The 21,945-nt window shown below is 39.7% G+C and carries 16 protein-coding genes; 11 read left to right on the plus strand and 5 right to left on the minus strand.

From position 1 onward, the window contains the following. The first annotated feature begins 342 nt into the window (after positions 1-342). The 11 genes from CXF74_RS00375 (at position 343) to CXF74_RS00425 (ending at position 15,582) form a co-directional block, all read left to right on the plus strand. Complete coding sequence (locus CXF74_RS00375; RefSeq protein WP_101080417.1) at positions 343-1,503, plus strand: efflux RND transporter periplasmic adaptor subunit; 1,161 nt, start codon at positions 343-345, stop codon at positions 1,501-1,503. Continuing rightward, a complete protein-coding gene (locus CXF74_RS00380) occupies positions 1,503-4,622 on the plus strand; it encodes a multidrug efflux RND transporter permease subunit (protein WP_101080418.1) in 3,120 nt (1,039 codons plus the stop codon). The genes CXF74_RS00375 and CXF74_RS00380 overlap by 1 nt, the downstream gene beginning before the upstream one ends. A 309-nt stretch (positions 4,623-4,931) precedes the next feature. Next, positions 4,932-5,837, plus strand: a complete 906-nt coding sequence (locus CXF74_RS00385; protein WP_101080419.1) for an ROK family protein — start codon at positions 4,932-4,934, stop codon at positions 5,835-5,837. A gap of 231 nt (positions 5,838-6,068) precedes the next feature. Beyond that, positions 6,069-9,761 carry an ATP-binding protein gene (locus CXF74_RS00390; RefSeq protein ID WP_101080420.1) on the plus strand — a complete coding sequence of 1,231 codons (3,693 nt, stop codon included), beginning with the start codon at positions 6,069-6,071 and terminating at the stop codon, positions 9,759-9,761. Then, on the plus strand, positions 9,754-10,377 hold the full coding sequence (locus CXF74_RS00395; protein WP_101080421.1) for a hypothetical protein: 624 nt from the start codon (positions 9,754-9,756) through the stop codon (positions 10,375-10,377). Before CXF74_RS00390 ends, CXF74_RS00395 begins: the two co-directional genes overlap by 8 nt. After that, complete coding sequence (locus CXF74_RS00400) at positions 10,377-11,618, plus strand: hypothetical protein (RefSeq protein ID WP_101080422.1); 1,242 nt, start codon at positions 10,377-10,379, stop codon at positions 11,616-11,618. Before CXF74_RS00395 ends, CXF74_RS00400 begins: the two co-directional genes overlap by 1 nt. Further along, entirely contained in the window at positions 11,615-12,478 is an 864-nt protein-coding gene (locus tag CXF74_RS00405; RefSeq protein WP_101080423.1) for a DUF7281 domain-containing protein, read from the plus strand. Before CXF74_RS00400 ends, CXF74_RS00405 begins: the two co-directional genes overlap by 4 nt. Before the next feature lie 98 nt (positions 12,479-12,576). Continuing rightward, entirely contained in the window at positions 12,577-13,752 is a 1,176-nt protein-coding gene (locus CXF74_RS00410; RefSeq protein ID WP_101080424.1) for a glycosyl hydrolase family 18 protein, read from the plus strand. A gap of 24 nt (positions 13,753-13,776) precedes the next feature. After that, positions 13,777-14,262: an FKBP-type peptidyl-prolyl cis-trans isomerase gene (locus CXF74_RS00415; RefSeq protein WP_101080425.1), complete on the plus strand. Its 486-nt coding sequence runs from the start codon at positions 13,777-13,779 to the stop codon at positions 14,260-14,262. 8 nt (positions 14,263-14,270) lie between these two features. Next, positions 14,271-14,498: a glutaredoxin family protein gene (locus CXF74_RS00420; RefSeq protein WP_101080426.1), complete on the plus strand. Its 228-nt coding sequence runs from the start codon at positions 14,271-14,273 to the stop codon at positions 14,496-14,498. Between the two features lie 148 nt (positions 14,499-14,646). After that, on the plus strand, positions 14,647-15,582 hold the full coding sequence (locus tag CXF74_RS00425; protein ID WP_198552738.1) for a glucosaminidase domain-containing protein: 936 nt from the start codon (positions 14,647-14,649) through the stop codon (positions 15,580-15,582). Between the two features lie 116 nt (positions 15,583-15,698). Here the strand turns inward: CXF74_RS00425 and CXF74_RS00430 are convergent, their stop codons facing one another. From CXF74_RS00430 to CXF74_RS00445, 5 genes are all read right to left on the minus strand, one after another. Next, entirely contained in the window at positions 15,699-16,310 is a 612-nt protein-coding gene (locus tag CXF74_RS00430; RefSeq protein ID WP_101080427.1) for a DUF2057 family protein, read from the minus strand. Positions 16,311-16,534: 224 nt separating this feature from the next. Continuing rightward, complete coding sequence (locus CXF74_RS00435; protein ID WP_101080428.1) at positions 16,535-19,489, minus strand: DUF748 domain-containing protein; 2,955 nt, start codon at positions 19,487-19,489, stop codon at positions 16,535-16,537. Between the two features lie 127 nt (positions 19,490-19,616). Next, positions 19,617-20,651, minus strand: coding sequence for an acyltransferase (locus CXF74_RS00440; RefSeq protein ID WP_101080429.1), 1,035 nt, complete (start codon positions 20,649-20,651; stop codon positions 19,617-19,619). A 161-nt stretch (positions 20,652-20,812) separates the two neighbouring features. Further along, positions 20,813-20,971: a hypothetical protein gene (locus CXF74_RS21865; RefSeq protein ID WP_157822299.1), complete on the minus strand. Its 159-nt coding sequence runs from the start codon at positions 20,969-20,971 to the stop codon at positions 20,813-20,815. Positions 20,972-21,146: 175 nt separating this feature from the next. Next, on the minus strand, positions 21,147-21,869 hold the full coding sequence (locus CXF74_RS00445) for a YebC/PmpR family DNA-binding transcriptional regulator (protein ID WP_101080430.1): 723 nt from the start codon (positions 21,867-21,869) through the stop codon (positions 21,147-21,149). Between the last annotated feature and the right edge of the window lie 76 nt (positions 21,870-21,945).

Here is a 21,945-nt window from a genome sequence, read left to right on the forward strand (position 1 = left end):
GCGCTTAGCTGGTTTTTTTATATCTATTAAAAACAGAGCATTTAATATCAATGACAATAAATAAACTGTCTGTTTTTTAAACATTCATGTGTCAAACTATGTCAGATGAACAGATTGTCACAAACGTTCACAACTGCGCTTATTTTTGGCAAACTTCAGACAACTCTTTTTGCTTTAATAAGCGCATTAGTTAAATCCACTGTATATATATAAATTAATTGATAACCATTTGTAATCACTATTAAACCTACTTTAAGTATGTTAATTTCACGGCGCAATGGATTGCCCCTATTTTTTTTGCTATTCGCATTAATAACCCGTCAAAACCAGAAGAATCCAATAATGAATAAACCTGCTTTATTAACCTCGATACTTATCCTGTTTTCTGTATTAACAAGCTCAGTCGTAAGTGCAAAGCCTAATGCGCGTGGCAAAGCTCGTTCTGCTGTACCTGTTTATAGTGAGGTGGTTAATTACCATCAAGTATCACAAAGCTTGTCATTGATTGGAAAATTACAGTCGGATAATTTTGTCAGTATCGCCACAGAAGTGGCCGGAAAAGTCAGCTCCATTTCAGTAAAAGCCAACCAAAAAGTACAAGAAGGGCAACTGCTATTCACATTAGATGATAGAAAAGCACAAGCGGCTTTACTTGAAGCGCAGGCCTATTTAGCCGATGAAAAACGTAAATTGAGTGAATACAAACGTCTCGTAAAAAGCAATGCGGTGACACAATCAACGTTAGATGCGCAAAGTGCGCTGGTGGATATTGCGCAGGCCCGTTTAACGGCGGCACAAACTGGGGTGAGTTATCATCATCTATTAGCACCTTTCTCTGGCACCATTGGTTTATTGGATTTCAGTCGTGGTCAAATGGTCTCGGTAGGCAGTGAATTATTAACCTTAGATGACTTATCGGTAATGCAATTGGACTTACAAATCCCAGAACGTTACCTGTCGTTAATCTCAAAAGGCATGAAAGTACAAGCGAAGAGCCGTGCTTGGGCCGGCGAATCATTTTCGGGTAAAGTGGTTGCTATCGATTCTCGTATTAACCCTGACACACTAAATTTGCGTATTCGTGTGCAGTTTGATAACCAAAATAACAAATTAAAACCGGGCATGATGATGTCTGCCGAAGTGGTATTCCCTGCCATTAATGAACCCATTATCCCGGTGCAAGCATTAGAATATTCCGGCACTAAACGTTTTGTTTATCTGATTGATGCAACCAATAAAGTACGCCGCACAGAAGTGATGTTAGGCGGACGTATTAAAGACAGTGTGTTGATTGAATCGGGTATCGAGGTTGGCGCGCGTATCGTGGTACAAGGTTTAGTGAATATGTCTGACGGTTTATTAATTAAAGACCTGAGTGAAAGTGAAGCTCTTAGCCAAGATAAAGATCTTAATGATAATAAAGTTCTTAGTGAAGATGAAGCTCTTAGCCAAGATAAAGCCCTTAGCGAAAATCTAATCACTAAAACCCAGGAGACTAAATAATGTGGATCTCCGATACCGCCGTTAAGCGTCCGGTTGTTGCAATTGTATTAAGTCTTTTATTATGTGTCTTTGGGTTTGTTTCCTTTGAAAAACTCGCCGTACGTGAGATGCCCGATATAGAAAGCCCAGTTGTTACTGTGATGACTCGTTATGATGGGGCTGCAGCTTCCATCATGGAAAGTCAGGTAACCTCGATCATTGAAGATCAAATCACTGGTATCAGTGGTATTGATGAAATTCAGTCCGTGACGCGTAATGGTATGTCGCGTATTACCGTGACTTTCGATTTAAGCTGGGATTTAACCGAAGGGGTCAGTGATATACGTGATGCGGTCGAAAAAGCCAAACGTAACTTACCTGATCAAATTGACGATCCCATTGTGTCTAAAAACAACGGCAGTGGCGAGCCGTCGATTTACATCAACTTAAACTCCAATAAAATGGATCGTGTGCAATTAACCGATTATGCGCAACGTGTCTTAGAAGATAGATTTAGCTTAATCACGGGTGTTAGTTCTGTTGATCTTAGTGGCGGTTTATACAAGGTTATGTACATTAAATTGTTTCCTGATTTGATGGCGGGCAGGGGTGTTACCAGTAACGATATTATTGATGTATTAAAAGAGGAAAACGTTGAGAACCCAGGCGGCGAAGTACGTAACGATACAACCGTAATGTCAGTACGTACCGCACGTTTATATGCACAACCGAGTGATTTTGATTATTTAGTGGTGCGTAAAGCAAAAGATGGCACACCTATCTATCTCAAAGATGTAGCAAAAGTGACCATTGGCGCGGAAAATGAAAACTCCTCTTTTAAAAGTAATGGTGAAGTTAATTTAAGTTTAGGTATCGTGCCACAATCCGATGCAAACCCACTTGATGTGGCGATTGAAGTGCGTCAAGAAGTCGAAAAAATTCAAGCCTTTTTACCCGAAGGCACCACTCTGTACGTGGATTATGACTCGACTGTGTTCATCGAAAAATCAATTTCTGAAGTGTATAACAGCCTGTTTATCACCGGTGGATTAGTAGTCTTAGTGCTGTACATCTTTATTGGCCAAGCACGTGCGACGATTATCCCTGCGATTACTGTGCCCGTGTCTTTAATATCTTCATTTATCGCTGCCTATTATTTTGGTTTTTCAATTAACCTGATCACCTTGATGGCACTTATTTTATCTATTGGGCTGGTGGTGGATGACGCCATCGTGGTGGTTGAAAATATATTCCATCATATGGAACGTGGTGAACCCCCTTTATTAGCGGCCTACAAAGGCACACGTGAAGTAGGTTTTGCGGTTGTGGCAACGACATTGGTATTAGTGATGGTGTTTCTGCCTATTTCGTTTATGGATGGCATGGTGGGATTATTGTTCACCGAGTTTTCGGTATTGCTGGCAATGTCGGTGATTTTCTCTTCATTGATTGCGTTAACACTGACACCCGTACTGGCCAGTAAAATACTTAAAACAAAGACTAAACCGAGCCGTTTTAATCAAAAAGTAGAATCATTCTTTCAATCTTTAGAAGCGAGTTATCGTCGACTTGTGATTAAGGCGGTGCAATTTCGTTATATCGCGCCAGTGATTATTATCGCCTGTATTGCCGGTAGTTTTGTGCTGATGCAGCAAGTGCCATCACAATTAGCACCAAAGGAAGACAGAGGGGTATTATTTGCTTTCGTAAAAGGGGCTGAAGGCACCAGTTACAACCGTATGACTGCCAATATGGATATCGTTGAAGAACGAATTATGCCCTTAATAGGCCAAGGGGTTATTAAATCCTTTAGCACTCAAGCCCCCGCTTTTGGTGGTAATGCCGGAGACCAAACCGGTTTTGTTATCATGGTGTTAGAAGACTGGCAAGACAGAAGTGCCAATGTCACAGAGGCCTTAGCGATGGTCAACAATGCCTTAAAAGATATTCCCGATGTACGCGTGTGGGCAATGATGCCGGGCTTTCGAGGCGGATCTAGCGACCCTGTGCAGTTTGTTTTGGGGGGTTCTGATTACCCTGAACTACAAAAATGGGCTGAATTATTAAGACTCAAAGCGGAAGACGCCGGTGTACTGATGGCAGGAGACATTGATTATTCAGAAAAAACGCCAGAGCTAGTGGTCAACATGAACCAGCAACGTGCTGCGGAATTAGGCATTAGCGTTAATGATATCTCAAGTACCTTAGAGATAATGTTAGGCGGGCGTACTGAAACCAGTTATATCGAGCGTGGTGAAGAATATGATGTTTACCTGCGTGGTGACGAAAATAGCTTTAACAATGTCAGCGATTTAAGCCAGATATATATGCGCAGCGCTAAGGGTGATCTGATTACTCTGGATACCATTACCGAAATTGAAGAGATTGCCTCGGCGAATAAACTTTCTCATTATAATAAACAGAAATCGATCACGCTGTCGGGCAGTGTCGGTGAAGGTTATACGTTAGGCGAAGTCTTAGATTATTTAGACCAACTGGCGATTGCTGAATTACCTGAAGATATCGCTATCTCTTATTCTGGTGAATCAAAAGATTACAAAGAAAATAGTAGCAGTGTATTGATTGTATTTGGTTTAGCGTTATTGGTCGCTTATTTAGTCTTAGCTGCACAATTTGAAAGTTTTATTAATCCTTTGGTGGTGATTTTTACCGTACCGATGGGTGTGTTTGGTGGTTTCATCGGTTTGTATTTCATGTCACAGGGGCTCAATATTTATAGCCAAATTGGTATGATCATGCTGATCGGTATGGTGACCAAAAACGGTATTTTAATTGTTGAGTTTGCCAACCAATTACGCGACCAAGGGGTTGAGTTAGAGCAAGCCATTATTGATGCTTCAGCGCGCCGTTTACGTCCTATTTTAATGACTGCCTTTACCACACTGGCGGGCGCAATTCCGTTGTTATTATCAACCGGAGCAGGCGCTGAAAGTCGTATTGCGGTGGGCACAGTTATCTTCTTTGGTATGGCATTCGCCACCTTAGTGACGTTATTGGTTATTCCTGCGATGTATCGTTTGATTTCTGGTGCGACACATTCACCCGGTCATGTTGAAGCGATGTTGGATTTAGAACTGCAACAAGCATCGCTTGAAAAGCAAGCTAAAAGCCTGTCTTAAAAGCGTGGTAACGGGTATATAACAACACAGGAAATGTAGCCTAAGAGGGCTAGCTTGTGTTGTTATATCGTCGCTTTATTACACTTTTGTTGTTTTTGTAAACAAATAAGCAAAAAAATAGCCTGATAAAACCCAGTAATGAAAAGTTTGTGATATATTCCTGCTCAAATTTGTAGGTTAACAAAAAAATGATGGACGGATATCTGTCATTTATTTATCGCGCATTTGATTTAGATCCTACTAGGATGGCATTAGTCAGTGTAATATTGCGAAAATTTGAATAAGTCACTGTAATAAGAGGGAATAATTATGTTGTATGGATTTGATGTTGGCGGCACTAAGATTGCGTTTGCTGTGTATGACCAAGACCTAAATTGTCTGTTTGAAGATCAAACACCAACACCGCATGATTATGCTTCGTTTATTACCACGATCAGTGACATGGTTCGCCAAGCGGACACTAAGTTTTCTGTTAAAGGCCAAGTCGGTTTAGGTTTTCCTGGTGCCATTAACCCAGAAGATATGACTCTAAATTGTGCCAATGTACCTGCGATTAAAGGTCGTCCCCTTATTCATGATTTATCCGTTTCATTAGAGCGTGATATCAAACTTGAAAATGACGCAAACTGTTTCTTACTGTCTGAATGTTTTGGCGGTAGTGCGGACGGTTGTGCGACGGTATTAGGTGTTACATTAGGCACCGGTGTCGGTGGTGCGCTTTTTGTTAATGGAGAAATTCTTACGGGTAAAAACTCTTTTGCCGGTGAAATTGGTCATTATCCATTACCTGCTACATTATTAAAAAAATACCCAGAATTACCTGATTTAACCTGTGGCTGTGGGCGTCAAATGTGTCTAGAGCTTTATGTTTCAGGCACGGGTTTGGGTAACTTGTATAAACACTATGCAAAAGAGCCACTTAAAGGGCCTGCGATTCTTGAAAAATTCCGCGCTGGTGATAAAACCGCGAAGAAAGTCATCGATATCTACTTTGATATTCTTGCTGCCGGAGTGGGCACCGCAATGATGGTCTTAGACGCTGATGCTATTGTATTTGGTGGTGGTTTATCTAAGTTTGAACTGCTAGTGGAAGAGTTTACTAAACGCCTTCCTGCTCATCTATTAAACGATGTACAATTACCTGTGATTGTTAAAGCCAAATTTGGTGGCGAAGGTGGCGTTCGTGGGGCTGCATTACTGAATCACAAAAGATAATTTTTATTTTATTTTTTGTTTTCTAACCGCTTGTTATTTGAGCTGCAAAAACGCTATTTTAAAGCCGATGAAGTGTAAAATTTCATCGGCTTTTTTGATCCCATCAAAATCTCGCTTATTAGCACGCAATCTAGGCTTAAAAAGATCGACAAAGCAGTGCAATCCTTATAAATTAACCCGCTAATACTTTTTCATCAATTTTGTATAAAAACCGTTCATTAAGGAACTTTTATGGCCCTGCAAGCCTATCAACTTCTCCGTATTATCATTATCGATAGCTTTTGGAAAAAACAGGTCAATGAACTTGATCTCACCGGTCATACTCAACTTGAAGGAACCAATGGCGCAGGAAAAACGTCATTGATGCGTTTATTGCCATTATTTTACGGTATGCGCCCAAGTGATATCGTCAGTAAAGTGGATCAAGCCAAAAACTTTGCCGATTATTATCTGCCACGTGATACCAGTTTACTGGTTTATGAATACGTGCGTCCCTACGGACAAACTTGTATGGTGCTTGCGAGTAGCGATGGCCGTGCAGTACATTACAAATTGATTGATGCAGCCTACGACAGCACGTTATTTATTCACGAAAATAAACGTTTGACGATCAGTGAAATTGAACGAAATTACCGTAATGCCGGCACTGTTTGCTCTAGTTTTTTAGGCGTTGATAAATACCGCCAAGTGATTCAAAACTTACGTAGCGGACGAAAAATAAAAGATGTCCGTGAGTTACAAAGTCGTTTTGCATTTTCTGATAATGCGGCGCCACATATTGATAAAGTGGTGAATGGCACCATCGAAAAAAACCTCGATTTTGATGCTGTTAAACGTATGTTGGTGGAAATTGCGAGTGATCATTTAGCGCGTAACAATATCGATGAAAAAGAGAAAATAAGTTTAAACAAAGAAGATATCAGCCATTGGCTTGCCGATATTCAGGCCAGTCGTGCGATTCAGAAAGTGTCTGACAAAATTGCACTGTGGCAAACTGATTTTACCAATTTAGATAGCCTGCTTAACAAGTTGCAACATCTGCATTTTGAGATGATCAACCACCAAAAAAGCTTGCAAGAAAAACAGCAACACTACCAACAAACCAAAAAGACCACGATTGCAGATCTCGATGTCTTAGAAACAGAATTAAAATTGTCTTCGACAACCTTTAGACAAGATATCAGTACATTAAGTGCAAAAATCGAAGCAGACCAAAGCCGTATAAACTTGCTTGATGAAGACAAACTTAATTACGAAGATAACGATGCGGCCAGCTTCCAATTGCAAGCAGACCAAGCACCTCGTTTTCAGCAACAGCTTAATGAAGTGAATGATGTTATTGCCGCTTTTGAAGGTAATATCAGTAAAATTCAGAGCAAATTTGAAAAACTGATCGGCCAAGTTAAGCAACAAAAAATGGTTGATGTTACGGCGAATAAAGAGCAACACTTTACGGTTAAAGAAGCGGCATCGGTGCAACTTTCAGTGATTTCTGAAACACAGCAAGCACAACTGGCTATTTTGAACGAGCAGTTGAACGCCACTAACTTAAAACTGAACATGCAAAAACAAGCGCTTGAAAACGATGTTAAACAAGTGCAACTGCAACAGAATAATCCTGTATTAGAGCCTGAATTAATCGCAGCGATTGAAGAAAATCAACAAAATCTAGGGTTATGCCACGAAACGCAGACATTAATTCTCGCGAAACAAAATGAGCAGAATGGGCAATTAAATGTGCTTGAAACACAACGCACGTTATTGCTTGATAAACACAAGCAAGAAGGGCGTTATCTAGAGAAAATCAATAACCAACGCCATGAAATTGAGTGTCAATTATTGCCTAAGGAAGGTTCGCTACAGCACTTCTTAACGCATCAAGCTGACGCACTTTCATGGAAAGACAACATTGGTCGTTTATTATCAACAGAACAATTAAACCGCACGGATCTTTCACCAAAATGGGCAGGCCCGAGTGACAGTTTTTATGGCTTGCAGTTAGACTTGATGCAATTGCAGGAAAATGACCTGCAACTCAGTGAGAACGAACTGCGTGAAAAAGCACAGGTTTTAGATGTTAAAGCAGGGCAGTTAACAGACAATATTACGGGCTTAGAAAATCAGTTAAATGAGTGCCGTAAACAGATCCAAGCCTTGTTATTAATGATTGCTGAAAGCAAACAAAGCTGTAAGCAAAATGAGCTGAAACTTGAGCAATTAAAAACCCAAAAAACACATCTTAATGATAAAAAATCCCGTGCGATTAAAGCTGCCCAAAGTGCGCGTGACGAACAGTTAAAAGCACTGTTTACACAGCAAAAAGACAATCGTCTAAAAATAGAAACCTTTCAAGAGCAGCAACAAGACGAACGTTTAGCCTTGCATAATGCCATGTTAGAACAGCGCATGGTGGTTGAGTCCGACAGAGACAGCCAACTAGATGAGTTAAGTAATCAGTTACAAGCGATTGAGCTGAGTGCATCTGAGCGTTTACGTGATTATAAAAAACAACACAGTAGCGCACTGAGCGACCTTGATCCCGATGGTGAAGTTGATAAACGCACACAAGATCGTATCGAACTAGAAAAAGCACTTGATGAGTGTGCGGTGTGGTCACGTAAAGCCCGTGAATATGCACAGTTTATGAATGAGCGTTATGTGCACCGTGATAAATTAGTTGAGGTCAATCAGAACCGTGAAATTGAAAAACGTGGTTTTGAAAATAGCCTTGAAGATCTACAAAGCGAAAAAGGCAATGCGATCAATGAAAACCAAAAATCCCTTAAAAAACTGAATGTGCAATTACGCAACAGCACAGAGTTATTAACGCAGCTTAGCGACAGTCAGCGTTTATGTGAAAAGAGTGGCATCAGCGCGCTTGAAAGTGACAATGAGCCTAACAATGAAGCGGACTTAACCGTCAGTTTCTGTTTCGATTGGTTAAAACAGTTTGAAGTCGTTGAGAAACGTTTAAGCGGGCAATTGCAGCGCTTTAATGAAACTTTTAAGAAGAATCATGCAAGCAGTGAGCTGTTTGAAAATTGGCAGAAATTAGTCGCCGATAACGATAACTTCCAAGGCGCTCGTAACCTGTTTAAGTATCGTGATCCAATTATGGACCTGCTCAGCAGCGCCGAGCAGAAACAGAAAAACACCTATCAGCTAGTGACAGTCAACGCCAATATGATCAATGAGTTCTATCAACATATTGAAAACTTTGGTCGTCGTATTAAAAGCATTGGTAAACAACTTTCTAAAAGTGTCACCGCATTAGCGCACTTTGAAGCTCTTGCTGACATTAACGTTTATACGGTGATGAAACAGGAAGAGCTTGAATATTGGGGGCCGCTGCAACAGTTCGCTAAACTCTTTGAGCAACATCGTGATGAGTTACGTGAAGGCATGGGTGACATTCCCGATGATTTGGTGTTTGCGATGCAGAAATTATCCAGTTACTTACCGAGTGACGGCTTTGTATTAGCGCACCACAATCTCTTTGATATTGAATTTTCAATCAGCGAGAAAGGGCAATTAAAATACGCACGTAATGCGCGTCAGCTTAAAAAAATCAGCTCAACGGGGCTTTCATACTTAGCGATGTTATCGCTTTATGCGGGTATTTTAGGCATGTTACGTGGGCAAACTGAAACCCCTTCAAACATCATTCTACCGGTTGATGAATTGGGTGAATTAGCAGCAGAGAATGTCGATTTATTACTTAAAATGTTCTCGGATAATAATATCTGTATGTTATCGGCTTCACCTTCAACGGACCGACATATTCTTTCGTTGTACAACCGTCATTATAAAATTAAAGATAATAAAATTTTCCACGCCAAGATTCCTCTGTCTCGCATTGATGAATTGTTAGCATTACGTGCACAGCAACAACAAACACATGAAGCGGAGGCTACAAATGTTTAAGCAAACGGTACAAAAGTTATTAACCGGTGAGATTATTTGTGAAACGGCCTTTGCTGATCAGTTTGAGTATTTGAGTGTGACTGAGAACCGTGAGCGTGTTGAAGATTTCCTGTCTAACCTAGACAGAAACTTAACCTATTTAGACAGTGCGGATGCGTATTATGCGACCTTTCAGCAAGTGGAACAAGAAAACAGCAGTGAGTTAACCCAGCTGTTTTTAGAGGTGCGTTCATCATTTCGCCCGCTTGTAGAGTTCTTAGAGCTTTTATTAACCGCGACACAAACGGATTTACCGTTACGTGCCAAATCAATGGTTAATATTAACGGCCTTTTTGACCCCTTTGAACATGACCAAACACTGCGTGAACAACTACGCCGTTTAACATCTATAAAGCCCTTTAAAACTAATAAGCTAGAGTCTCGTGAGCAATTGGTATTTATCTTTCAGAAATTAGAAGAGATGGGCTATTTAGTACGTAAAAACAGTGGCAGTAGTCGTTATTACGCCAGCGCGCGTTTTGATCTTATTTATCTGTTAATCGAATTTTTAAATGATTCTGAACGAGTTGAATTACCGGATGCTATTGAGCAAACCCAAGAAGAGTTGCTCTTTTAATGGCTGCTTATAACGCCTCAGATGTAGCGGATTTATTACGTCAAATTGGCGCGCATGATCAACTGCTTGCAGATGCTTATGTGTATGGCACGGTCAGTGAACTACAAAGTGAATCACGTAAAATTGCCAGTTTGCATAAATCGGGTTTGTTACGCCCAGATGATGAACTCGGTGATTACCGCGTCACCGCTGAACTCAAACGTATGCTTAATCGTTTGATGCGCAAACAAAGTAGTTATCGCCAGCTCAGTGATATGGGTAAAGTCATCGATACGCTTGATGATATGGTTAAAGATTACCGTTTATCGGTACAAAGCAATCAGCATGATGATGCCGAATATTATCTGGATCAGCTTGATGATTTGCTCTATGAAGCAAAAGATAACCTCAATGTTAGTCTTGAAAATATGCACCATGCTATTTCAAGTCAGTTTGGTTTTGTAAGTACTTTAAGCGCGAAAGTGCGCGAAAATGAACGTGCTTTACAATATGCACAAAAATTATTAACTGAGTTACAACAGATAGACCCAGAAAGCTGTTACGAATGGGCTGATTGGGCTTGTCCGAGTGACTTTGCACGTAAAGTCAGTGGTTTTGTCTATTGGTTTAACCAAACCTTGCCACGATTGCGTTTTATCATCGACAATATGCGTTTAAGTTTATTTCGCTTACGACGCGATGAAAAACAAGCCAGTTTATTACGTAATATGGCGCGTTACCTTCATCAACATCCTGAGTTTGAAATCAGTGACTCATTGTTTGAAGATGAGCAATTGCCAGAAACACTGAAGTTTGCCCCAGCGATGCAACTCAAAAGTTATGTTGATACGCGTAATAGTGAATTGGAGGCGCCGCTCATTGCGCTGGTCCAAGCAATGCGTAAACCAACCACAACAGACAGCGTAATTGAACGTGAAGAAAGTGATTTAGAACTAGAAGCTGTGCAAGAGTTTGTTATCGACCACGACTTTTTCGAGGAACAAACTGAGCGTTTGTTTGAGCAGGTTATCAAACACGGTGAAGCTATTTCTGCGGTTCAATATTGGAAAATGGCATTAAAAAGTTGGATAAACGAAGCACAACTGATTGAACCTAAAGAATGGGTTGAATTGGTGTTTAGTAGTTATTGTAAATTAACCAATGACCAGCAGGATGCCTTAGATATTAAACCCCAAGGTACCTTAGTGTCAGGGACAACGGATAACTATTCTTACAGTGATGTGAAAATTTTATTACGATGAACAAACGCCTTTTTCAATATTGCCAAAAACATTTACGCCTCATCGACCAGGGGAAATTAAAAGTGAATGCGTCGCTTAAAAAACTGAGCGAGTATAATATTGGTTACATTGAAAACGGTTTTTTTTACTTTACAGCAAAAGACAAACAACGCCTGATAGAGCTTGTTGCGCAAGAGCACAATGGCCTGCGCTTGAGTGATGCTTATCCTGAGAAAACCTCACGCACTGAGATTGCGCAAAAACATCGTAATGAAAAAGTCAGTGCACTGAATGTCAGTGAAGATTTTGTACTGTTAAATAGCTTACATTCGTTACGTTTAAACAACCAAATCATTCAAAATGCACCCTTGAGCACATTAGGCCATTTTATTTGCGCCTCTGAAATTGAAACCATTGAGCATACGCAGATAGTATTTGTTGAAAATTTAATTGTGATGGCGAATCTAAGCCGTTTAAATATTCCTGATGAATTAAAAGAGGCGCTGTGGTTATACCGTGGTGATGTCCAAGCCTTCAACCAAACCGGTACGGCTTATACGTTTTTTAGACGTTTTCAGGATAGCCATCGGCTAATCTGCTTTAGTGATATCGACCCAAGTGGTTTACAAATCAGTTTAACATCCGGTGCAACCCACGGATTAACATTGAGCGAGATAAGCGACCTTACTATTGAACTGCAGGGTAATGAAAATGAATGGTTCAAGCAAAAAAATGCCATCACCTATTTAAACCAATACCGCGCATTACCACGCTATTATGCGTCTCTGTTCAACTTGATGAAAGACAAGCATGTAACACTGAAACAAGAACACATATTACAACATGGCCTGCCACTCAGCGTATTGCCTTTAACATCTTAAGCGTTGTTCATATCTTTGATATATATCCACCATTTACTTTATTTATAATTTACAATTGGTGCATTAAATGAATAGCTTAAGTTTATTAAGGAATAATAATGCCCGCTATATTCAAAGATCGTCCCATCGTGGCTTATTACCCGATGTGGATCGAAAAACAAAACTGGTTAACCCCAAACAACTGTGCATTATCCAAAATTAATCGTGCGGTTAATGTGGTTATTCTGGCCTTTATTGACCCAAGTAAACCCTATTCGGGATCCTTAGATGCGGCGATAAGTGATTATTTTTTTGAAGGTGAAGGAAAAGCACTGGGAGATGTTGCTTCATTAAAACATCTTAAAGAAGCGATTCACCTGTGCAAAATTCATCATCCCGGGCGTAAAGTGTTAGTTTCGGCTGGTGGTGAAATTGGTGGTGAATTTATCAATGCAGACTTTAGCTCTTTAGCATTATTGGTGGCGGAATTAGATCTCGATGGTTTAGATTTAGACTATGAACCCGATCAAGTGATGACCCAAACCCCCGCGCAGATAGCGATTTACCAAAAAATAATTATAGAGGCACGCCTCGCACTAGATCAACAAACGCAGAGAACAGGTAAAAAATACTTATTAAGCTGCGCGCCAACGGCTGTTGGTTTATTGTCTGAAAATGAACAAAAAATTGAATTTATTGAACAGGTTGCACAGCGTTTAGCCCCTTTAGTTGTTGCCAGTGAGCATACCGATGCTTTACACGTTGGTCAATTAATGGACGACCCTGAAGGCAGTAAAAGCAGTGCGTTAAGTGCCTTTAATTTTAAAGCATCGGGTAAAATGCGCGATGTATTCCTGCAAAAAAGTGCATATGAAAATTACCCTTATGTCGGTAACATGGTCGATATTGTGATTTATCAGGCTTATAACATGGGCAGTGTGAATTTATTAGGGCGTTTACTTTGTTATGAAAGTCATCGTGCTATTTCTGAATTTTTACAAAAAAACACGGATCAGGGCGGATTTTCCATTATTCATGGTTCGCATATTGGCCAAGAAGCATTTCCACGTTACTCACATACCTTATCCAGATTAACCACTATTTATAGTTACATTTGTCTGTATGGCGAGGCGAATGATGGCGCAAGTTTTTGGTCTTATGGGCAAGACCCCGTCGATCAGCAAGATTACCTGCCAGCCCATGGTATGGGTTATACCGATAGCAAAGAGGTTTTTGAATCGATGGCTTTATTACATGATAAATATCATGTCAATTATGCTACAGTACAGCCTTAAATTTGAAAGACAAAAGAGAATATTATGTTAATTAGCAAAAGCACTGCCGTTGAATTCCATTACACATTAAGTAATGAAGGTACTCAACTCGAAAGTAGTTTAAACGAGAAAGCAATGGGTTACTTACACGGCCACGGTGGTGTATTTCCTGCGTTAGAAACTGCGCTAGAAGGCAAAACAATTGGTGATACAATTGAAGTCACTTTAACACCAGAAGAAAGCTACGGTGAGCGCCGCGAAGAAGGTCATATTCAACGTATCCCGATTAAGCACTTACAATCAAATGAAAAAAAATTGAAAGTAGGTTCAGTTGTTTTAGTTGAGTCTAATGAAGGTCGCCAACAAGTAACCGTGGTTAAAGTCGGTAAATTCAACGCTGATTGTGATCTTAACCACCCGTTTGCAGGGAAATCACTGACGTTTGCTATCGAAATTATGTCAGTACGTGCTGCAACAGAAGAAGAAGTAAGCCACGGCCATATTCACGCTGAAGGCGGTTGTGGACACTAGGAGTCGCAATGAAACGGGTAACACTGTATTCAACCAATCAATGCCCACATTGTGATAGTGCAAAACAGTATTTTGAATCTAAAAACATCAAGTTCCGTTTGGTAAACATTAAAAGCCCAGTAGGGCAAAAAGAGTTTGCTAAAACAGGTTTTCGCGCGGTGCCTATTGTTAAGGTCGGCGAAGATTATTTGAATGGTTTTTCGATTGTAAAGTTCAATAAGCTTTATCAAGGTTAACCGTTAATGGTTTAGCTGCATTGCCTAGCTTAAAGCAGTCCTTTAAATATACTTGAAGGGCTGTTTTTTATATTTATAACCTCCTATTATTTACTCATTTACTCATTTCTTTTCTAATTCCTAATTCACCTCCCTATTAGAGACTGCCATGAACAACAAAATCTATTTCCCTGTACTTATTATTATCGCCGGTTTAACACTTTATTATAATATGCAAGCCGCTGATGCAACGGTTTCAAAGCCACCACAAACGCATATTGAAGAAACCGCTTCTGTGGTGACAATTAACTCGTTAGCCGCCTTAAATACCTTATTCGATAAACTCGATTACCATGAAACAACCTGGAAGCAGGAGAGTAAAGTTGTACCTCGTATTTCCTTTAAAGGCATCGGAGATAATTGGTCAACTAAGTCTAATCAATTACCCGTGAATACCAAAAAATCTATTTTCTTTCGTCTCATCACGCCCTTAGTGCTGATCGCGAATGAGCAGGTTATCGCAGAGCGTCATATCGTTAAAACGGCACCATTAAGCTCGGAAAAATTACTTGAGATTGCGCTTAAATATCGCATTTTAGATGTGAAGAACAAAAATAAATTATTAACTGAAGCGCAACGTGTCAGTTTGTTAGCGCGTGTGGATATTTTGCCGCCTTCATTAGCGGTGGCACAAGCCGCAGAAGAGAGCGGTTGGGGCACGTCACGTTTTGCGAGTAAAGGTAATGCGCTGTTTGGCCAGTGGGATTTTAGTGGCAATGGCATGAAACCAAAGCAACAACGTAAAGAATTAGGCAACTACGGCGTAGCACGTTTCGATAGTCCGCTGGCTTCCGTTGAAGCTTATATTTTTAACATTAATAGCAATGCTGCTTACCTGAAATTACGTGTATTGCGTGCTGAGTTACGTGCTAATAATACACCGGTGACAGGTACTGAACTGGCGGGTACATTGGATAAATATTCTGAAAGAGGTGAGGCGTATACTGAGGGTTTACGTCAAATGATTCGTTTTAATAAACTGGAAACGCTTGATACATTAACGCTTTCTAAGGAAAAATTAATCCACCTGAATACTGATGGCTAGATTTGACTAGATTTTGTTAGGGGTCATAAATAATAGCTTATTAAAAATGGCATAAGCACATTTTGTTATGCTTATGCCATTAAATACGTCTTCTGTGTTTTTCTAAAAGAAGGCGCTTATTTCATATCTTGTTCTACTAACCACAGACGGAATGCTTTTTTCTCTTCCTTTGATGCCTGCTGGTAAAGTGACTGTAAAGTGCCTTTTTGCGTACTCGCAACGGTTGTTGCAGTCGCTGCTGCTACGGCTACGGCTACGGTGCCTGATGTTGCTAAGGCAATATTGTTCTCTTGATTGTAAGCCACAATCAATGCTTCAATATCGCTGTAAGGCATAAAACCTTTCCCTTCTAACGTGGTGCTATCATCAATTTTGTATTGATTATCTTCACTACTGATCTGCCACGTTAAACCGGCCTTAATCTGTTTCTCTGCTTGACGTTGTGTATTCATTTGTTGAACAGATATTTTTGTATCTTGCTGTAGATCGATGCTGAAAATAGCAGGGCGACTCTCAATGATGTCATCGTTGTTAAATTGTGTTGAGTAACGCACCACTATCTGATGTTCACCGGCTTTTAGCTTATTACTTTTTTGAGAGAAAAAACTATTTTTTACCTCTTTACCATTGATCGCTAATATCTCTACGCCATTAACGCCTTCTAGTTCGAGTGCGTAGCTTGAAGGTATCATCGCTAAGGTTAATAATACTGCTGATATTGTTCTCATAAGTCTTCCAAGTTGAGGTATTAGTAATGAAAATTGTAACTATTTATTAACACGAAAAATAGTTAAATATTTACTTTGTGTCATGTTTTTGTGGGGAATATCCATATTTAAAATACATTAAAGCGTGAAAGTGCAAAGACTTGAATGCAGAAAGCTTGAAGGCGGGAAAGCAGATGAAGGCTTGAAGGGGGTTGAGCAGGGCTATTGCTAGCCCTGCTTATATTTTATTTACTGGTTAAATTAAACGTAGTGGTGATAATGTTGTTTTCAGCGCTACCTTCAAGAGAAGGATTAAGTGCAAAAACCTGGCTATTATTCACTGTGTTTATTTTAATTAATTCATTTTTAATCACACTAATACGTTGCTGTGCTAGCTCGGTTAATTGCAGGCTTGCTAAGGGCTGTACGCTCACAAGGTGATCAAATAACAGTTGCTGATATTGCTCATCAAAGAGAGCTTGTTCAACCTCTTTTTCAGGATCCTGCGCCTCAACTAATGGTTTCTTCAACGCCTCAAGCGTTTTTTCACCCTCTGTTTCAGTAATCGCTTGTTCCATTATGTTTATTTGTTCGCTGACGGCTTTGTCTGCCAGTGCAAGTCGTGTGTTCAGCGCCTGTATTTTTAAAACATGACTTTCTTGCTCACTGTCCACGTTAACGCGTATCTCTAAGATAAGCTGTGGGCGTTTGTTGAGTAGCTCAGCTAATGTTTTTAAGTTCGCTGTTTGTTGCTCACTTAATGTCGCGCTTGCTAACTCAAACTCCACAGCGTTAAGCGTTTGCTCATCACCACCGGCTAAATTGGCCAGTAATGAGAAAGGCGAAGTAACCGCTTTGGTTAATACATTTAGCAGTGCTTTCATGATTAAACCACCGATTTCAAAATCAGGGGAGTTCATGTCACCTGTAGTAGGCAAGCTAATATCGATAATGCCATCGCTATCTTTAAATAAGGCCAGTGCAAGTTTAAGCGGCAGGTCAAGCGACTCTTCACTGTCTACGGCATCACCCAATTCAAACTGATCTAAAATTAAACGGTTGTGACCATCTAAGTAACCTTTCACTATTTTATAGTTTAACGCCAGGCTTAGTTTCCCTTTATCAATAACATAACCCGCATAACGACCGGCATACGGCGTCAGTGTCGTTAATTCGATTTTATCAAAGTTGATATTAATGTCGGTGTATAAATCGCCACTTAATGGGTTTATTTTACCCTCGACTAATACTTTTCCGTATTCCTCAACCGTCCCTTTGATTTTTACATCAGCAGACTCAAGGTTGTTTGAAGAGAGGCCTTTAATCACACCGTGCATATTTTGGATGCTGGTACCAAATTGAGGGCGCAATGAGAGGTCGGCAAAATAAGTGCTGCCCCCATTAATTAAAATTTCATTAATGTTTATTTGTGGTGCGGGCGATTGTTTGCTCTTGGCTTTGGTTTTTTTACTTTTAGTTTCTTTTTGGGCAATCATTAATTGTGAAAAGTTAATGCTTCTATCTGCAGTGATGACCAAACGAGAGTAAGGTTTATCGAGTATTATTTTGTTGATATCAATGGCTAATGGAGAGAGGTTTACCTTGAACGGTGTTACCTGTAGTTTTTTCCAGCCTAATAAACGACGTTTTATAATGGTGTCTCGGCTATCAAAATCAGTGATCGCAATATTACCTTTAAAGTTTCCTTTAAACTCATCTTGTAATCCTTGTTGCTTGTGCCGCGCCAATTTCACATCACCCGTAACAGATAATGCGCCTTTTTCGATGCTGACATTCGCGAATTCGCTAACATAAGGTTGTACTAAGTTAAGGGCAATATCTGCTAGCACGAGATGGCTGTTAAGCTTAAAAGGTTGTGCGGTAAGATCCCCTGAAATGCTATTTTTCTTAGAGCTTTCAACTTGATATGACAATGAGAAGGCTTGTTTGTTAGCCAGGCTTTGATTCAATTCAGACAGTGACGCGTTAATCTCATGAATCTTAATTTTTGCTTCACTTTTAACCGATTGGTCAACAAAGTTAATTTGGCTATTCTCAACAACAATATCCTTAATAGACCACTGGAAAGGCTTTGAAGGATTTACTGCTGGTGTTGTTTCAGTAATGGTTTGCTCTTTGTGATTGTTTTTAGCAAGGAATTTATCTAAGGGAGCAAGTAGCGCCAGCTCTCCGCTTTTATCTCTTAATAAGTCCAGATCAATGCTATCAATGACGATTTTTTCAATCGCAACATTTTGTTGATTAAGATTGAACTGCGTTGGGCCCACTTTTATCTGTTTAATCGAGACAAATTCAGGTGATGCAGCTTGTAAAGCGACGTTAATATCATGCAGGGTCACAAAGGCATTATCTAAGGTAACTTGGAAATGACTGTCGATATAACTGAGTGCATAGTTTGATTGTAAATCGACATCACTATGGAGCAATGTGTAAGGAGAAAAAGGGGCGATATAAGGCCATAAGCGATGCGCTTTAATACCTTTGATAGAGAATGAACCTTGAGATGAAATTGGCGCAACGGAGAGATTACCCGACCAGTCGATTGATTGCTCATTACCTAGGGAAATATGTAATTCATAATCCCCGCCTTTTTCAACGTAGGTCGAAAAATCCTTGAGGTTAAAACTAATTGGGTTTAATTGATGTTTGATCAGTGTTTTTTGACTGTGATCAGTCGCTTTCAATGAACCATTTTTAACACTGATATTATCGAACAACAGTTTAGGCATAACAAAAGGCGTGGCGGCTGTGGGTTCAATTTCAACCTCGGCAATTTGATGCTGGGCTAATGCCTGTTGAATGTTGGTTGTGCCGTCTGCTGCAATTGCTAAATGGAAGCTCGGATCAATAAGTTCGACATTTTTAAAGGTAAAGGCACCTTCAAACAGTGAGCGTAATTCAAAATCTGCGTGAAAACGGCTGAAGGCGATGGTTTCCGCTTGCTCTTCAGTGATGGCTAATTCGCTAATAGTTAAGGTAAAAAGAAAAGGATTAACCTCAATTTTCTTGATACTTGTTTGCCAACCTAGCTGAGCATCAACTTGTTCACTAATCGTATTATGAATGATTTTAGGTAAAGCGACAAACCCGATCAGACTATAAAGCGCGAGAAGAAATAGCAGCCAAAAAGGCACACTACGATAGAACTGGCGACTAAATAGTTTTTTAAAAGTATTCACGGTAAACCTTAATAATAAGCGATAAAATCAAGTATAAATCAAGGCTCCATTTATTTATACAGATGGAGCGTATCGTCAGTTTTATTTTACCTATTTACACTTTATTACATTTATTTCAGCTACTTTATTAACGCATTAGTAACTTATTAAACGGTGTTTTTTCAATGATCTTAACAAACAAAAGTGTACTTATTAGTGTGCCAAAAAAGATGATGACATCTTTTGTATAGCCGCTAATTTGGTACAGGCCAACCAGATTATAAAATACAATCATAATAGACAGGTGAGCGACATAAACACCGAGAATATGTTTACTCAAGGCATGCACTAAGGGGGTATCACCCACGGTTGGAAAACGTAGACATAAGAAAAAAATGGCAGTCGCCCAAAGGGGGGTAAAAAATAAAAAATCATGGGTATTAAAGGTCACATCATGCAGGGATAACCAATAATCTTCAGAAAGATGGCCCAATAATCCAATGCTAAATAACACTAGGATTAACGACAATTTCAGGTTGTACTGATATTGGCGAATAAAATAACCGATTGTGACCATTAATAGGCTGAGAAAAGGCCCATTACGGGTGAGAAATGGGCTCGGTAATTCAGTGAGTATTGCGTAACAGCCTGCGAGTACGCCATAAAGATATAAAATAAGCGCGAGGGGTAATAATGCTTTTAGCGCATTAAGTTTTTCTAAACAGGCGATCAGTGTGACCGCAATGATCAGCGCCGGTAAAAACCAAAGGTGTACTAATCCTCCCTCTAAAAATGAATTAAGCGGTGTTTGCCACAGGAACTGCCAATATTCAGTACGCTCGGCGATATAACCAACACTGGCCAGTAATCTAAAGTTGCTTGGTATTAATAATGTAATCACAGACCAGACTAACCAGATTGTTAATAAGGGGCGCACATAGTTTATTAAGGTTGCCAGGGGATGCTGATGCAGTTTCGGTTGTATCAGAAACCCAGTGACAATAAAGAAAAAGGGCACCGCAAAACGACTTAATTGATTCGCTAAGTAACCCACAATAGGCTGGTCATTAAATAACGGGTTATGCATGAAAAGGCCCGCGTGAATAACGATCACCGCCAACATGGCAATAATTCTCATTAATTCGATACTGGCTAAACGCGGTGCTTTATTTGTATGGGTCATTAACTTAACTCGGTAAACGGATATTAATACTTAACCTGAGTTCTGATAAATGAGCGCTTTTACTGAATTCAGGTTACCTACAATGAGTTAAGAGATCCTTTCAATACATTGATCGATTCGTGTTAGAAATTTGCTAACTATTAAAATGTCTTCTTTACTCTTTATTCGGTGCTTGGTTCGTTAGTTTCTGGTTTTTTATCATTCATAATGTTCTTGATAAAGAAAAACATTAAAAAGGCAAAAATACCTGCGGTAATACCAAGACCAATAATTGAATAATAAACCACAGGGTCATTGAGTAACATATCGAAAAAATCCATCGTAAACTCCTTTTCATTGTTTATACAAAATAGTATTTATATAAAATATTGTTGATAACTGACAATATCGACACAATGAAAACACGCTGCTGATGTAGATCAAAATAGGTATAAAAAAACCACGTTAAAAAACGTGGTTTCAGGGGGGATTAACTGTTTTGTGCGCTAACCGCGTTTATTCAGGTAATACGCCGTTGTGGTAAACGTTTTGTACGTCATCACAGTCATCAAGCATTGCCATGAATTTTTCAAAGCGCTCTACATGTTCAGCAGCAATATCTGCATCAACTTGTGGTACAAACGTCACTTCTTCAACATCAAGCTCAAGTGTTGGGTAACACTCATGAATCGCTGTTTTTGCTTTAAAGAATTCTGTATGTGGGCAAAAAACACTAATTTTACCGTCTTCAGCAACAACGTCAGTCACATCAACATCTGCCATCATCAGATCTTCTAAAACGGCTTCATCATCTTCACCGTTGAATACAAATACCGATTGGTGTTCAAACATGTGTGCAGCACTGCCTGGAGAACCAATTTTAGAATCTGTTTTCATGAAACAGTTACGTACGTCAGTCCAAGTACGTTTGTTATTGTCGGTTAAACAATCAACAATAACGCTACAGCCACCCGGTGCAAAACCTTCGTAGGTTGCACGTTCGTAATCTTCGCCAGCACCACTTTTTGCTTTGTCTATTGCATTTTTAATTACATGACTTGGTACTTGGTCTTTTTTTGCACCATCGATTAAGCGTCGAAGTGAAAGGTTGCCATCTGGATCAAAGCCGCCGGTTTTAGCCGATACGTAGATCTCTTTTGAGTATTTAGAATAAACTTTTGTTTTTGCGCCCGCAGTTTTAGCCATTGACTCTTTACGGTTTTGATATGCTCTTCCCATCGGATCGACTCTTTTTGTAAGTTAGTTAAAATTTTAGGCTCAAATTCTACCTGTTAGGGCACTTGTGCGCTAGTGT

The sequence above is a fragment of the Psychromonas sp. Urea-02u-13 genome, from assembly GCF_002835995.1.
In the GTDB taxonomy this organism is placed as follows: domain Bacteria; phylum Pseudomonadota; class Gammaproteobacteria; order Enterobacterales; family Psychromonadaceae; genus Psychromonas.